This window comes from Tabrizicola oligotrophica (assembly GCF_011008935.1).
Lineage (GTDB): Bacteria > Pseudomonadota > Alphaproteobacteria > Rhodobacterales > Rhodobacteraceae > Tabrizicola_A > Tabrizicola_A oligotrophica.
In genome coordinates, this window is sequence record NZ_JAAIVJ010000001.1 from 769,977 (window position 1) to 783,525 (window position 13,549).

Genomic DNA, 13,549 nt, shown 5'->3' on the forward strand with positions numbered 1-13,549 from the left:
CTTCATGCCACAGCCGCCCCGGCGGCGCGACCCGAAGCCTGCGGCTAGTTCACCCGGGCCCAGGTGCCGCCATCGCGGCAGATGCCAAAGACGCAGCCCCGCACCTTCAGGCTGTCGCCCGCAAGCGTCATGTCGCTGTCATAGGTCTTGTCGCGGTCGGGCGACCAGACCTTGCCATCGTCATAAAGCCCGTCCGGATAGGCCACCATGTCCCAGACGATCTGCTTGCCGAGATTGGGGCTGTCAATCTCCTTGCCCGCCCCGTCAAACGCCTTGACCAGCGTGCCGCAGTACGCAGCGCCACAGGCGGCAATCTTCACATGGCCGAAATTGCCGTTGTCATCGGGCTTGGTCTTCCAGACCCCCTCGACCGGATCGGCCATGGCCGCGCCCGCGCCCAGCACCAGCAGCACCGCCAGAACCAGCTTCCTCATCGTGATCTTCCTCCCAGAACTCTGCCGCCCGATCATCGACGACGACCCGCCCCGCTGTCCAGCGTGACGTCAGGTCCAGAATTGCCGGCGAAGCCCCTTGGCATTTGCCCGCCCCCGGCCTAAGGCAGCCGCAGCGAAAAGGGAGACCCCGATGATCCTCTATCCCGCCATCGACCTGAAGGACGGCCAATGCGTGCGGCTCTTGCGCGGCGAGATGTCGGCGGCCACCGTGTTCGGAGATGATCCCGCGGCGCAAGCGCTGAAGTTCCAGAACGCCGGCTGCGAATGGCTGCACCTCGTCGACCTGAACGGCGCCTTCGCCGGAACCCCGGTCAACGGCGCGGCGGTGGAGGCGATCCTGAAAGCGGTGAAGGTGCCGGCCCAGCTTGGCGGCGGCATCCGCGACATGGCCACCATCGCGATGTGGCTGGACAAGGGCCTTGCCCGGGTGATCCTCGGCACTGTGGCGGTGGAAGACCCCGGCCTCGTGCGCGAAGCCGCCCGCGCCTTTCCCGGCAAGGTCGCCGTCGGCATTGACGCCCGCAAGGGCTTTGTCGCCACCAAGGGCTGGGCGACCGAGACCACAGTGCAGGCCACCGACCTTGCCCGCAGCTTCGAGGATGCCGGCGTCGCCGCGCTCATCTACACCGACATCGACCGCGACGGCGCCATGCAGGGGCCGAACATCGAGGCGACCGAGGCTCTGGCCCGCGCCGTCTCGATTCCCGTCATCGCCTCGGGCGGAGTTTCCCGCATGGCGGACCTGATCGCACTGCAGGGCACCGGCGTCATCGCCGGCGCCATCTCGGGCCGGGCGCTCTATGACGGGGCAATTGATCTGGGCGAAGCGCTCAAGGCGCTGAAAGCCTGATTTCGCCTGTTCCAAAATATCCTCGGGGGTTTGCTGTTGGTTCGCCATTGGTTCAAGAACCAACAGCATGGGCCGCAAGCCAGAGGGGGGCGAGCCCCCTTCCCCCGCCAGACCCAAGCCGCTAGGGTGCCGCCATGCTGAAAACCCGCATCATTCCCTGCCTTGATGTCGCCGATGGCCGTGTGGTCAAGGGCGTGAACTTCGTCAACCTGATCGACGCCGGCGATCCGGTGGAGGCGGCGCGGGCCTATGACGCGGCGGGCGCGGACGAGCTGTGCTTTCTCGACATCCACGCCACGCATGAAAACCGCGGCACGATGTTCGATCTGGTCACCCGCACCGCCGAGCAATGCTTCATGCCGCTGACCGTGGGCGGCGGGGTGCGCACGCCGCAGGACGTGCGCGCGCTCCTGTTGGCCGGGGCCGACAAGGTGTCGTTCAACTCTGCCGCCGTCGCCAATCCCGATGTCGTGGCCGAGGCCGCCGACCGTTTCGGCAGCCAGTGCATCGTGGTGGCGATCGACGCCAAGACTGTCGCCCCCGGCAAATGGGAGATCTTCACCCATGGTGGCCGCAAGCCCACCGGCATCGACGCGGTGGAGTTTGCCCGCACCGTGGCGGCCAAGGGGGCGGGGGAAATCCTGCTTACCTCGATGGACCGCGACGGCACCAAGGGCGGCTACAACCTTGCCCTGACCCGCGCCATTGCCGACGCAGTGCCAGTCCCGGTCATCGCCTCGGGCGGGGTTGGCACGCTCGACCATCTGGTCGAGGGCGTCACCGAGGGCCACGCCAGCGCGGTGCTCGCCGCCTCGATCTTCCACTTCGGCACCTATACCATCGGCCAGGCCAAGGCCCATATGGCCGCCGCCGGCATTCCCATGAGGCTGTCATGACCACCCCTGATCCGACTGTCCTCCAGCGCCTCGCCGCCACCATCGAGGCCCGCAAGGGCGCCGATCCCGACTCGTCCTGGACCGCCAAGCTTTTCGCCAAGGGCCCCGAGAAATGCGCCGAGAAGTTCGGCGAGGAGGCGGTCGAGGCGATCATCGAGGCGGTGAAGGGCGACCGCGAGAAACTCGCCGCCGAGGCGGCGGATGTGCTCTACCACCTTCTTGTCATGCTGGCCGCCCGCGATGTGAGCCTTGCCGAGGTGCTGGCGGTGCTGGAAGTCCGCGAAGGCACTTCGGGTATCGCGGAAAAAGCCGCGCGCGGCTGAGGCCCAAATTTCTTCGAAGAAATTTGGCAAAAATCTTCGAAGATTTTTGCCCTACAGCCCCAGCCGCGGAATTTCGATCGCCGGGCAGCGGTTCATCACCACCTCCATGCCCGCCGCCCCCGCCTTGGCGGCCGCCTCGGCATTCTCGATGCCAAGCTGCATCCAGATCACCTTCGCCCCCGAGGCCAGCGCCGCCTCCACCACCGGCGGCACGTGCTCGGACCGGCGGAAGATGTCGACCATGTCGACCGGCCCCACCTCGGCCAGAGAGGCCCGCACCACTTCGCCAAGGCCGCTGTCCAGCCCCGCCTGCCCCGGATTGACCGGGATCACCCGATAGCCCCGGCGCACGAGATAGGCGGCGACGCGGTGGCTCGGCCGGTCGGGCTTCGGCGACCAGCCGACAAGGGCGATGGTCTTGACCTCTGTCAGGATGCGCGCGATGCGGGCGTCCTCGGCCGGGGCGTCAAGGCTCATGGGTCTGGCTCCTGAAAGAAAGCGCCCGAAAGCCAAGGCCCCGGGCGCAAGGTGTGGAACGAGGGACAGTAGACAGGCGAAGCGGTGGTTCCAGTGCCGCTCGGCACTATTCTACATGGGATGCCGGCGCGCGCGTTAAAGCCCCCTCGCATATTTGTGATCCCTCAGCGCGTCGCAGCCGCATAAAGGCTGACTGCGGCGGCGTTCGAGACATTCAGGCTGCCGAAGGCGCCGGCAAAGGGAATGCGGGCGATCACGTCGCAGGTCTCGCGGGTGCGCTCGCGCAGGCCCGGTCCTTCGGCCCCCATGATCAGGGCGAGCGGCCGGCCGCGGGTCGGCACCAGCGCCTCGGCCAGCGTCACGTCGGCCTCGCCGTCCAGGCCGATGAGCGTGTAGCCCATCGCCTTCAGCTCGACCATGGCATCGGCCAGATTGGTGACCTTGAGATAGGGTTGCCGCTCCAGCGCTCCGCTCGCGGTCTTGGCCAGCGCCCCGGTTTCGGGGGCCGAATGGTGGCGCGGCGCAATGACCGCGCGGGCACCGAACACCTCGGCCGAACGCAGGATGGCGCCGACGTTATGGGGGTCGGTCACCCGGTCCAGCAGCACCAGCAACGGCTCGCCCGCGCCGGAAATCGCCAGATCTTCAAGCTTGCCCCAGTTCAAGGGCCGCACTTCCAGCGCCGCGCCCTGATGCACCGAGCCTTCGTCGATCGGCACGTCAAAGCGCCGCGGGTCGACGATTTCCGGCGCGATCCCGGCCTCGGCAATTGCCGCTTCCAGCTTGTCGAAGGCGTTCTTCGTCACCACCAGCCGCAGCTTTTCCCGCGCCGGATTGGCCAGCGCATCACGCACCGCATGCAGGCCGAAAAGCCAGACCGTCTCTTTCGCCTCGGCCTTGCGGCCGCGTTCCTTGTCCACCACCCAGTCGGGTTTCTTCGCCATGATCTTGGCCCCTTCGCGTTTGCCCATGCTCTGACCAGATCAACCGATTTTGGCAAGCGGCAAGTGACAGGAAATTTCCGGTCAAAAGGCAAGGCTTGGGCCGCAACGCCCCCTTGACGCCCCCCGCCCCCTTGGGTATTCCCCCCGCACAGTGGGCGATATGCTACAAGGTGTGGCAGCGGACTGTAACTCCGCCGAGGCGACTCATGCCTGGTTCGATTCCAGGATCGCCCACCATTCTGCCCGTCGCGGCAGTCACAAAGGCCAGCCTTCGGGCTGGCCTTTTGCGTTTTGCCGTGGTCGATTGGCGCCGATCTGTCCCGAAAGGCCCGTCCATGCGCTCGTATCGCTTCACCCATGCCATCACCCGCCTGCCGCCCGCCAGCGCCATCAACGGCCTGCGCGCGGTGGATACCGGCAGCCCCGATCTTGCCCGGATGCGGGCCCATCACGCCGATTATGTCGCGGCGCTGCAATCGACCGGGGCGACGGTGCTGGAACTGCCCGCGCTGGAGGCGTTCCCCGACAGCCTGTTCGTCGAGGACACTGCGCTTTGCCTGCCCGAAGGGGCGATCGTCATGCGGCCCGGTGCGCCATCGCGTTTGGGCGAGGCGGCGGAAATGGCGCCGCATCTGCGCGCGCTTTATGGCGAGGTGCGCCAGATCACCGGCGCGGAGAATTTCATCGAAGGCGGCGACATCCTGACCACCGAGACCGAAATTCTCGTCGGCCGCTCGGCCCGCACCAATGCCGGCGGCGTGGCGGAACTGACCCGCCTTGTCGCCGACTGGGGCCATAGCGTGCGCGAGGTCTTCACCCCGCCGGGCGTTCTGCATTTCAAGACCGACTGCTCGCTCTTGGACGCCGAGACCATTCTTGCGACCGAACGGCTGGATGCCTCGGGCTGCTTCACCGGCTACCGGGTGATCCACACCGCGCCGGGCGAGGAGGCCTGCGCCAACGCCATCCGCTTCAACGATCTGGTGCTGTTCCCCGCCGGCTTCCCGCGCACCCGCGACAAGCTGCTGGCCGCGGGTTACGCCCTGCGCGAGATCGGCAATTCGGAATGCGCCAAGCTGGATGGCGGCATGTCCTGCCTGTCGCTGCGCTTCACGCCGTCTTAAGGCATCAGCACCGCCTTGCGCTCATAGTCGGCGGTGTCGGTGCTGCCGTCGTCGTAGGTGACCAGCAGGCTGACCGTGGCGATCGAGCCGAGCGGCTGGGTGAGGAACAGGAAGGCGTTGTCCTCGGCTTTCAGGGCATTGGGCACCGCTTCGCCCTCGTAGCAGGGCTCCATCGCGAAGGGTGTCTCGGCGGGGGCGCCATTCAGCCCATAGGCGATGGTGCTGACCCCGCAGCGCCAGGCCAGAAGATTGGTGAAGTACAGAAGATCCTGCCCGTCGAACTCGCGCACGGCAATCCAGCTTGGCTTTGTGGCGGTCAGGATCGGCTTGACCTCGGCCGCCGTGGTATAGGTCTGGGCAAGGGCAACCGTCGCGGCGGCCATCGCGGCAACTGTCATTGAAACGGCAACAATCCTGCGCATTTTGAACCTCCCGAGGCTTTTGCGGGGCATCGAACGCCCCTATAGTGACAACAGGATAACAGGGCGGACAAGATCACAATGGCCGAAACGGCGGGCGGCGGGCAAGCCTTCAACATTCTCGCCGTGGTGCAGGAGGGGCGGCTGGCCTATGAGGCGCTGTTGCTGATGGCCTCGCTGCGCGCCGCCAATCCGGGTTTCCGCGGCAAGGTGTTTCTGGCCGAACCCCAGCCCGGCAAGCGCTGGCACCGCGACCCGAGGCTGCAATCGGACCCGATCCGCGCGATGCTGGAAAGCCTTGGCGCCACGTTCCTGCCCTTTGAAAACAAGATCTTCGGCCAGTCCTACCCGCATGGCAACAAGATCGAGGCGCTGGCGGCGCTGCCCGATGAGCCGTTCCTGTTTCTTGACACCGACACGCTGGTGCTGGGTGACCTGCAAGGCGTCCCCTTCGATTTCGCGCGCCCCTCGGCCTCGATGCGGCGCGAAGGCAGCTGGCCCGAGCCACAGCTTTACCATGGCGGCTATGGCGAGATCTGGAAGTCGCTCTATGACCGCTTCGGGCTGGATTTCGCCAGTTCGCTCGACTTTGCGCAGCCCGACGACTATTGGCAGCGCTATCTTTACTTCAATGCCGGCTGGTTCTTTCACCAAAGCCCCCGCGCCTTTGGCGAGCGCTTCCTGACCTTCGCCCGCACCATCCGCGACGCCCCGCCCGATGCCTTGGCGGCGCAGTCGCTGGACCCCTGGCTCGATCAGGTCGCCCTGCCCTTGGTGATCCATTCCTTCGGCGGCGGGCGGCCGGGGCCAGAGCTTGCCGGGCTGGATGGCTCCGTCACCTGCCACTATCGGAGCCTTCCCCTGCTCTACGCCCGCGAAAGCGACCGTGTGGTCGAGGTGCTGGAAGAGGTGGCCGGGCAAAAAGACCTGCGCCGTCTCTTGCGCGACCATGAGCCGGCGCGGCTGATGATCTATCAGAACCGCGGCCGCAAGGCGCGGGCGCTGTTTGACCGCGACGACCTGCCCCGGCGCGAGCAGACCCTGCGCAGCGCACTGAAGAAGGCCGGGCTCTGGCTGCGATAGCGGGCGCCGACCTGGCGTTGTGGCAGGAGGCGCCTTGCCGGCGGCGCGTGCGCAGCCGCGTCTGATCGAATCAGCAGTCTTGCCACATTTCCCCAAGGTCCACCCCGGATTGTTGCGCGTCTGGCAGGGTCTGGCGGCCCCTGCCCAGCTTTGTCGCCGGATCGCGCGCTGATTGCGTCGACTTTGTGGCAGCCCTCTACCAATTGTGATATTTTTCAATTGTTTAACGAAACATCTGCAATTGGACCGCCTGATGCTGATTGAAGCCACCTCGCAAACAACACTCGGCCCGGTCTATACGCTGACCGGCACCGATGATCTTTTCGTCGGAGCGGATGTGACCATCCGCTGCACCTACAACGACCCGGTCAACCACACCGGAGCCGATGCGGTGATCTCGTGGGAGGGCACGCATTCCATCACTGTCGCCGGCACCATCATCGGCGAGGATGAGGCGATCAACCTCGTTGGCTGCCTGACCGCGCAGACCGTCACCATTCAGGCGACCGGCGTGCTGATTTCGGGCGGCGACGGCATGGTGCAGGACGCCGATGGCGTGATCCTCGACGGGCTCGGCTCGCATCTGCGCAATGCCGGCACGATCACCGCCTATGGTTCGGCGGTGTCGGTGATTGCGCCCGAGGGCGGGGTCACCTCCATCGTCAATCTCGGCAGCATGACGGGCCGGGTCTCGGGGATCTGGCACAAGTTCGGCAATGGCACGCTGTCTTTCACCAATTCCGGCACCGTCAGTTCCGACGCCTTTTCCTATCTGGGCAACAGCGGCGTCGACCGGCTGACCAACAGCGGGACGCTGAACGGCGATATCGCCCTTGGCGGCGGCGATGACCTTTTTGTCGGCAGCACCGGAACGGTGAACGGTCTGATCGACGGCGGTGACGGCGATGACACCTTCCGCCCCGGCAGCCATGCCGAGATCATGGACGGCGGCGACGGCATCGACCTGCTGGATTTCACCGCCGCGACAACCGCGGTCACGCTCAACCTGACCACGCCGGCACAGAACAGCGGGGCGCAGGTGGCGGGTGACAGCTACACGGGTTTTGAAAATGTTCTGGGCGGCGGCTTTTCCGACCGCCTCACCGGCGATGCCGGGGCGAACCGGCTGGAGGGCGCAGGCCGTCTCGACACGCTGGCCGGGGGCGCGGGCGACGACACGCTGATCGGCGGGCGCGGCGATGACCGCTGCTATGGCGGTCAGGGCGCGGACACCTTCCTGTTCCAGAACCTCAAGCATCTTGGCGACCGGATCTATGATTTCACCTCGGCGAGCGACGTGATTGCCTTCGAAGGCGAGCAATTCGGCTTTGGCAGCTTTGCCGGCGCGCTGGACGAAACCGCCTTCGTGGCCGGTCATGCCGCGCTGGATGCCGATGACCGTTTGCTGTTTGACGCGGCGACCCATCTGCTGTGGTTCGATGCCGATGGCAGCGGCGCATCCGCCGCGGTGGTGGTCGCCTCGCTCCAGAGCGGCGCCACGCTGACGGCGGCGGATATCCTTATTCTGTAAGCATCTTTGCGCAGGCTTCACAGCCCGCCAGCCTTGGCCTAGGCTGGCGCCGCATCAGTTGCGGAGGACAAGATGACCGACAGACCCATGGGCTTTGACACGCTCGCCATTCACGCGGGCGCCGCCCCTGACCCGGCAACCGGCGCGCGGCAGGTGCCGATCTACCAGACCACCGCCTATGTCTTTCGCGATGCCGACCACGCAGCGAAACTTTTCAACCTGCAGGAAGTGGGCTGGATCTATTCGCGGCTGACCAACCCCACCGTCTCGGCGCTGGCCAACCGCGTGACCGCGCTGGAAGGCGGCGCGGGGGGGATCGCATGCTCGTCCGGCCACGCCGCGCAGATCATGGCGCTGTTCCCGCTGATGGGGCCGGGCAAGAATATCGTTGCGTCCTCAAGGCTTTATGGCGGAACGATCACCCAGTTCAGCCAGACCATCAAGCGCTTTGGCTGGTCGGCGAAATTCGTCGACACCGACGATCTTGGCGCGGTATCGAAGGCCGTCGACAAGAACACCCGTGCGATTTTCTGCGAAACCATCGCCAATCCGGGCGGCTATGTCACCGACATTCCGGCGCTGGCCAAGATCGCCGACCGCAAGGGCATTCCGCTGATCGTCGACAACACCACCGCAACGCCGTGGCTGTGCAAGCCGATCGAGATGGGCGCGACGCTGGTGGTGCATTCGGCGACGAAATACCTGACCGGCAATGGCACGGTGACGGGCGGCATCGTGGTGGATTCGGGCAAGTTCGACTGGTCGCAGAACGACAAGTTCCCCTCGCTTTCCCAACCCGAACCCGCCTATCACGGCCTGACTTTCCATGCAGCCCTCGGGCCGATGGCCTATACCTTCCACTCCATCGCGGTCGGCCTGCGCGATCTCGGGATGACGATGAACCCGCAGGGCGCGCATTACACGCTGATGGGGATCGAAACCCTTGGCCTCCGGATGGAGCGCCATGTCGAGAACGCCCGCAAGGTTGCCGAATGGCTGGAGAAGGACCCGCGGGTGGATTACGTCACCTATGCCGGGCTGAAATCCTCGCCCTACCAGAAGCGGGCGAAGAAGATCGTGCCGAAAGGCGCCGGCGCGCTGTTCACCTTCGCGCTGAAGGGTGGCTATGACGCCTGCGTCAAGCTGATCGACAATGTGAAGCTGTTTTCGCATGTGGCCAATCTGGGCGACACCCGCAGCCTCATCATCCATTCGGCCTCCACCACCCACCGGCAATTGTCGGAAGCGCAACAGGTGGCGGCCGGAGCCTCGCCGAATGTGGTGCGGCTGTCGATCGGGATCGAGAACGTCGAGGACATCATCGCCGATCTGGATCAGGCGATGACCAAGGCCTTGGCCTGACAGGAAAAAGGGCCGCCCTTCGGGGCGGCCCCTGCTGCCCTCGCCGCACCTCCTCGAGCCCTTCGGGCACTCGTCGGGGTCAGCCTGCGAGGAGTGCCCGACGGGCTCGACGAGAGGCGGTTACTCGGCGATCTCGTAGGTCACCGTCACCTGCGCCTGCAGCGCGATCTGGCCTGCGGCGACCGGCACTGGCGAGGCGGCCTTGGCCTCCATGAACACCGGCATCGGCCCGCCGTAGTTCTGCACCTCGGCAATCGACGCGATCTTGCCCAGCGTCACCCCTGCGGCTTCGGCATAAAGCGTGGCCTTGGCGGTGGCGTCTCCCATGGCGGCCCGGCGTGCCTCATCCTGCACCGGGCGCGGCGCCGCCAGCTCAAAAGTGATGCCGTTCAAGGTGTTGGCCCCGTCGGCGATCGAGGCATCCAGCACCGAGCCAAGGTTTGCCAGATCGCGCACCCGCACATTCAGCATGTTCATCGCCATGTAATTCGCGATCTGCGGCGCGGCGCCGCTGTCATAGCCGGTCCAGTTCGGATTGAGCGACAGGTTCGCAGTCTGCAGATCGGTTTCCGCAATGCCCGCGCCCTGCAGCCGCTCGATCACCGCGGCCAGTGCCTTGGAATTCGCCGCCATCGCCTCGGCCGCCGTCGCGCCTTCGGTGGTCACACCCAGAGAGACGGTCGCCATGTCGGGCGTGGCGGCAATGCTTGCTTCGCCGGTGACGGTGATGGTGGCTTCGGCAAGGGCCGGGGCGGCAAGCGGCAGGGCAAGAGCGGTGGACAGGGCCAGAATTTGAAATGCGCGCATGAAAAACCTCCATAGGGTTGCACGTCACAGGTGTATCTCTGGAACGCGCGCCGCAAGGCATTCCTTGGGGGGAATTTCACAAAATCGGCGCCCGGGGCGACGGGGCCGCGATACCCCGACCCGCCGCGCCGCACAGGCGAGCGAAATTGCCGGCTTTGCCCGAAGTTCCGGCAATTCCTGCCGGCTTTTCTTTCTTTCGGCAAAAAGCTGCTGTAGGAAGGCGCCAAAGCGCTCGCGCGCGTTTTCGCGGGCCGGTCCCTTATGCTAGATGCGTGGAATGAAACCAGCTTTTGCCCTAGACTTCCGCAACGACGCCATCGCCCTGCTGCACCGCACGACGGGCGGCTGGCATCTGGTGGGCAGTGTCACTGTTGACGACCCCGACCTGCCCGCGGCCCTTGGTTACCTGCGCTCGACCGCGCTTGGCCTCAGCCCGCGGGGGCTGGCGACCAAGCTGGTTCTGCCCGATGACCAGATCCTGCTGACCACGGTAGAGGCGCCGGGGCCGGACGAGGCGACGCGCCTTGCCCAGATCCGCAGCGCGCTGGAGGGGCGGACGCCCTATGCGGTCGCCGATCTGGCCTTTGACTGGGAAGTCGTCGGCGGCGAAGTGCGCGTCGCCGTGATCGCGCGCGACACGCTGGCCGAGGCCGAGGCCTTTGCCAGTGAACACCGGTTCAACCCGGTCGCCTTTGTCGCCGCGCCCGCCGAAGGGTTCAGCGCCGAACCCTGGTTCGGGCCGACCGCGCAGGCCGTCGATCTGCTTGCCCCCGGCGAGAGGGTCGAACGCGATGGCGCACAGGTCGAGATCCTTGCCCGCAGCCAGAGCGACGAGGCCGCGAAGCCGGCCGCGTCCGGGATCCTGGCCGAGCCGGTGGCGGCCGCCGCCGCCGTCGCGCCTGTCGAACCCGGCCGGCCCGATGCCGCCTTTGACGCCTCCGACCATCTACCGGAACAGGAGCCTCCGAGCGAAGACCCGCCAGAGCCGCCCGCCGCGCCACTGCATGCCCCGAGCTTCGACCTTGCCGATAATGACTCCATCCCTGACGCGACCGGCCCGTCGGAGGCATTCCGCGGCGTAACGCAGGCCGGCCCTGCAGCCCCGCTGCCGGCGGATCTGGTTGATGACCTGCCCGAAGACATCGCGGCCCCCGCCGACGAGACCCCCGCAGACGAGGCCCCGATGGCGCTGGATGTCGAGGACGAGGACACGCCCGCGCCCCCGGTTGCGGCAAAGCCGGCCGTGCCCGATGATCTGCCGCCGCTGCCGGGTTTCAGCCCGTCGATGGGCTTTGCCAGCCGTCGCGCCTCGGCCGACCCCGGCCATGGCCACGCCCCGAAACTTGCGGCCCCTCCGCGGCCAACTGTGGCGCGACCGGCTGCGGCCAAGCCCGCTCCGCAGCCCCCGGCCCCCAAGGCCGAACGTCCGATGGTGGATCGCCCGACGGCGGTCAACCTGTCGCCCCCCAAGGAAAGCAAGGGCTTGCGGGGGCTTGGGGCCTTCGTGACCGCACCGGGGCTGCCGGGCGGTTCCCGCAGGAAGCAGCAACCGCCCCCGGTGGTCGCGCCGGACGCGCCCGCAATGCGGCCTGCCGTGGCGCGGCCCGCCATGGCAGGGCCGGCTGTGACGGGGGATGCGGTGGCAGGGCCTGTTGTGACTGGGCCTGTTGCGACTGGGCCTGTTGCGACTGGGCCGACCGCCGCGCCCGCGCCTGCCGAAGCCCCCGTTTCGCCCCGCACCGCGGCGACGACGGCCAGACCGCAGACCCTTGAAAAGGGTCTTGGCGCCCGCCGGGTGCCCGTGCGCGGCAAGCCGCGCCATCTCGGGCTGATCCTGACCGCGCTGCTGCTGCTGGTTCTGGCCGTGATCGCGGCCTGGTCGACCAGCCTCGCCTTCCGCTCGGATGAGGGCGCGGAGGTGCAGGTTTCGGCAGCAGAGCTGCCCCTGCCCGAGGACGAGATGCTGGCGGATGGCGAAGACCCCGAGGCGCTGGCCGATGGCCCGGCGGCGGTCGACAGCGCCGCCGCGGACACCACCGCCCCCATCCCCGCCACGGCCAAAGACGAGATCCCGCCCGGACTTGCCGCCGTTGACCCGGCCCCGGACGGCGAACCGGCGGCCTCGCCCGGGCCGGCAGGCGATGAGATCGTGCTTGCCGCCAAGGATCAGGCGCCCGCCGCGCCTGCGCCGCTCAGCCCGCCCGAGGCCGTGACCCAGGGCGATCCGCTGCCGCTGGCACAGGCCCCGCCGCCGCCCTTCGGCACGGTCTACCAGTTCGACACCAAAGGCCTGATCGTCCCGACGCCCGAAGGCATCGTCACGCCCGAGGGCGTTCGCCTTGTTGCCGGCAAGCCGCCGCTGCTGCCGAAACCGCGCCCCGAAGGGCTGGTGCCAGTCATCACCCCCGACGCAACCGCCCCCCCCGCCGCCGAGACCGCCGAAGGCGCAATCGAGCCGGTTTTTGCCGATCCGGCGCTTGCCGGGTTCCGGCCGAAGGCCCGCCCCGAGGGTCTCAGCCCGCCCCCGGTGGAACTGAACGAAGACAGCGCCGCCCCCATCGTCAACGACAACCGCCTCGCCGGCAAGCGCCCGCTGGCGCGCCCCGAGGCGGTTCTCGTTGCCGGTGAAGCCGCCCGCGCCGCCGCCGCCGCTTCGGCGGCCAGCCTCGCGGCACAGGCCGAAACCGCCGCCGGTCTTGCCCCGGCCAGCCAGCTTGCCATCGCCATCAGCCGTCGCCCCGCCGCGCGCCCCGAGGATCTGAGCCGCGCGGTCGAAGCCGCCGTCGCCGCCGCCATCCGCGCCCCTGACCCGCAACCCGAGGCCGAGCCGCAGCCCGAACCGGAGCAAAGCGCCTCGCTGGTGCCGGCCATATCGCCCGAACCGCGACCCGAAATCGAAGAGACCGGCGCGGCGAAGAAAGCCTCGTCGAAATCCGTGCCGCGCGGCAAGGACGCAAAGACCGAAGTCGAAGCCGATGACGAACCCGAGGCCGAGGCCGCGGTTCCTTCCGGCACGCAGAATGGCTCGCTTGCCAAGCAGGCGACGTTCAAGAATGCCCTTGCGCTGGACAAGACCGCGCTGATCGGCGTCTACGGCACGCCGTCCAACCGCTATGCGATGATCCGCACGTCGGGCGGCCGCTACAAGAAGGTGACGATCGGCGACAGCATCGACGGCGGGCGGGTGCAGGCGATCACCGCCAGCGAGGTGCGCTATCAGAAGGGCTCTCGGCTGGTGACATTGGCCCTGCCGAAAGGCTGAAGCGCCCGCCAGCCGG

Annotated in this window: 13 protein-coding genes and 1 tRNA gene; 9 read left to right on the forward strand and 5 right to left on the reverse strand. The window is 67.3% G+C overall.

Annotated features, from left to right (window positions below; genetic code table 11):
• Positions 1–44: 44 nt before the first annotated feature.
• Positions 45–434, reverse strand: a complete 390-nt coding sequence (locus G4Z14_RS03740) for a DUF2147 domain-containing protein (protein ID WP_164623395.1) — start codon at positions 432–434, stop codon at positions 45–47.
• Positions 435–585: 151 nt separating this feature from the next.
• Between G4Z14_RS03740 and hisA the strand changes: the two genes are divergently transcribed.
• The 3 genes from hisA (at position 586) to G4Z14_RS03755 (ending at position 2,524) form a co-directional block, all read left to right on the forward strand.
• Positions 586–1,305 carry a 1-(5-phosphoribosyl)-5-[(5-phosphoribosylamino)methylideneamino]imidazole-4-carboxamide isomerase gene (hisA, locus tag G4Z14_RS03745; RefSeq protein WP_164623396.1) on the forward strand — a complete coding sequence of 240 codons (720 nt, stop codon included), beginning with the start codon at positions 586–588 and terminating at the stop codon, positions 1,303–1,305.
• A 134-nt stretch (positions 1,306–1,439) separates the two neighbouring features.
• The gene (gene hisF, locus G4Z14_RS03750) at positions 1,440–2,201 is read left to right on the forward strand and encodes an imidazole glycerol phosphate synthase subunit HisF (protein WP_164623397.1); all 762 of its coding nucleotides are present in this window, start codon (positions 1,440–1,442) and stop codon (positions 2,199–2,201) included.
• On the forward strand, positions 2,198–2,524 hold the full coding sequence (locus tag G4Z14_RS03755) for a phosphoribosyl-ATP diphosphatase (RefSeq protein ID WP_164623398.1): 327 nt from the start codon (positions 2,198–2,200) through the stop codon (positions 2,522–2,524). Before hisF ends, G4Z14_RS03755 begins: the two co-directional genes overlap by 4 nt.
• 51 nt (positions 2,525–2,575) lie before the next feature.
• Here the strand turns inward: G4Z14_RS03755 and G4Z14_RS03760 are convergent, their stop codons facing one another.
• Both G4Z14_RS03760 and rlmB read right to left on the reverse strand, forming a co-directional pair.
• Positions 2,576–3,001, reverse strand: coding sequence for a CoA-binding protein (locus G4Z14_RS03760; protein ID WP_164623399.1), 426 nt, complete (start codon positions 2,999–3,001; stop codon positions 2,576–2,578).
• A 164-nt stretch (positions 3,002–3,165) separates the two neighbouring features.
• Positions 3,166–3,972, reverse strand: coding sequence for a 23S rRNA (guanosine(2251)-2'-O)-methyltransferase RlmB (gene rlmB / locus G4Z14_RS03765; protein WP_227751487.1), 807 nt, complete (start codon positions 3,970–3,972; stop codon positions 3,166–3,168).
• A 126-nt stretch (positions 3,973–4,098) separates the two neighbouring features.
• Between rlmB and G4Z14_RS03770 the strand changes: the two genes are divergently transcribed.
• Positions 4,099–4,182: transfer RNA gene (locus tag G4Z14_RS03770), tRNA-Tyr, on the forward strand.
• A gap of 98 nt (positions 4,183–4,280) precedes the next feature.
• Positions 4,281–5,069, forward strand: a complete 789-nt coding sequence (locus G4Z14_RS03775) for a dimethylarginine dimethylaminohydrolase (RefSeq protein WP_164623400.1) — start codon at positions 4,281–4,283, stop codon at positions 5,067–5,069.
• On the opposite strand, the gene G4Z14_RS03780 is transcribed toward G4Z14_RS03775, so the two are convergent.
• On the reverse strand, positions 5,066–5,491 hold the full coding sequence (locus G4Z14_RS03780) for a hypothetical protein (RefSeq protein ID WP_227751488.1): 426 nt from the start codon (positions 5,489–5,491) through the stop codon (positions 5,066–5,068). The two genes, G4Z14_RS03775 and G4Z14_RS03780, sit on opposite strands and share 4 nt — an antisense overlap.
• 78 nt (positions 5,492–5,569) lie before the next feature.
• On the opposite strand from G4Z14_RS03780, the gene G4Z14_RS03785 reads away from it, so the two are divergent.
• The 3 genes from G4Z14_RS03785 (at position 5,570) to G4Z14_RS03795 (ending at position 9,464) form a co-directional block, all read left to right on the forward strand.
• The gene (locus tag G4Z14_RS03785; protein WP_164623401.1) at positions 5,570–6,571 is read left to right on the forward strand and encodes a hypothetical protein; all 1,002 of its coding nucleotides are present in this window, start codon (positions 5,570–5,572) and stop codon (positions 6,569–6,571) included.
• A gap of 253 nt (positions 6,572–6,824) precedes the next feature.
• Positions 6,825–8,102, forward strand: a complete 1,278-nt coding sequence (locus G4Z14_RS03790) for a calcium-binding protein (protein ID WP_164623402.1) — start codon at positions 6,825–6,827, stop codon at positions 8,100–8,102.
• Positions 8,103–8,174: 72 nt separating this feature from the next.
• Positions 8,175–9,464, forward strand: a complete 1,290-nt coding sequence (locus G4Z14_RS03795) for an O-acetylhomoserine aminocarboxypropyltransferase/cysteine synthase family protein (RefSeq protein ID WP_164623403.1) — start codon at positions 8,175–8,177, stop codon at positions 9,462–9,464.
• 120 nt (positions 9,465–9,584) lie between these two features.
• Here the strand turns inward: G4Z14_RS03795 and G4Z14_RS03800 are convergent, their stop codons facing one another.
• Entirely contained in the window at positions 9,585–10,271 is a 687-nt protein-coding gene (locus G4Z14_RS03800) for an SIMPL domain-containing protein (protein ID WP_164623404.1), read from the reverse strand.
• Between the two features lie 277 nt (positions 10,272–10,548).
• Here G4Z14_RS03800 and G4Z14_RS03805 point away from each other — a divergent pair, with 277 nt between their 5' ends.
• The gene (locus tag G4Z14_RS03805) at positions 10,549–13,533 is read left to right on the forward strand and encodes a hypothetical protein (RefSeq protein WP_164623405.1); all 2,985 of its coding nucleotides are present in this window, start codon (positions 10,549–10,551) and stop codon (positions 13,531–13,533) included.
• Positions 13,534–13,549: the final 16 nt, after the last annotated feature.

Bases quoted from the DNA above. Each gene is read 5' to 3' on its own strand.
- hisF (WP_164623397.1), top strand. From the start codon at position 1,440: ATGCTGAAAACCCGCATCATTCCCTGCCTTGATGTCGCCGATGGCCGT.
- G4Z14_RS03790 (WP_164623402.1), top strand. From the start codon at position 6,825: ATGCTGATTGAAGCCACCTCGCAAACAACACTCGGCCCGGTCTATACG.
- G4Z14_RS03760 (WP_164623399.1), bottom strand. From the start codon at position 3,001: ATGAGCCTTGACGCCCCGGCCGAGGACGCCCGCATCGCGCGCATCCTG.
- G4Z14_RS03780 (WP_227751488.1), bottom strand. From the start codon at position 5,491: ATGCGCAGGATTGTTGCCGTTTCAATGACAGTTGCCGCGATGGCCGCC.
- G4Z14_RS03755 (WP_164623398.1), top strand. From the start codon at position 2,198: ATGACCACCCCTGATCCGACTGTCCTCCAGCGCCTCGCCGCCACCATC.
- G4Z14_RS03785 (WP_164623401.1), top strand. From the start codon at position 5,570: ATGGCCGAAACGGCGGGCGGCGGGCAAGCCTTCAACATTCTCGCCGTG.
- G4Z14_RS03795 (WP_164623403.1), top strand. From the start codon at position 8,175: ATGACCGACAGACCCATGGGCTTTGACACGCTCGCCATTCACGCGGGC.
- G4Z14_RS03775 (WP_164623400.1), top strand. From the start codon at position 4,281: ATGCGCTCGTATCGCTTCACCCATGCCATCACCCGCCTGCCGCCCGCC.
- G4Z14_RS03740 (WP_164623395.1), bottom strand. From the start codon at position 434: ATGAGGAAGCTGGTTCTGGCGGTGCTGCTGGTGCTGGGCGCGGGCGCG.
- G4Z14_RS03800 (WP_164623404.1), bottom strand. From the start codon at position 10,271: ATGCGCGCATTTCAAATTCTGGCCCTGTCCACCGCTCTTGCCCTGCCG.
- hisA (WP_164623396.1), top strand. From the start codon at position 586: ATGATCCTCTATCCCGCCATCGACCTGAAGGACGGCCAATGCGTGCGG.
- G4Z14_RS03805 (WP_164623405.1), top strand. From the start codon at position 10,549: ATGAAACCAGCTTTTGCCCTAGACTTCCGCAACGACGCCATCGCCCTG.
- rlmB (WP_227751487.1), bottom strand. From the start codon at position 3,972: ATGGGCAAACGCGAAGGGGCCAAGATCATGGCGAAGAAACCCGACTGG.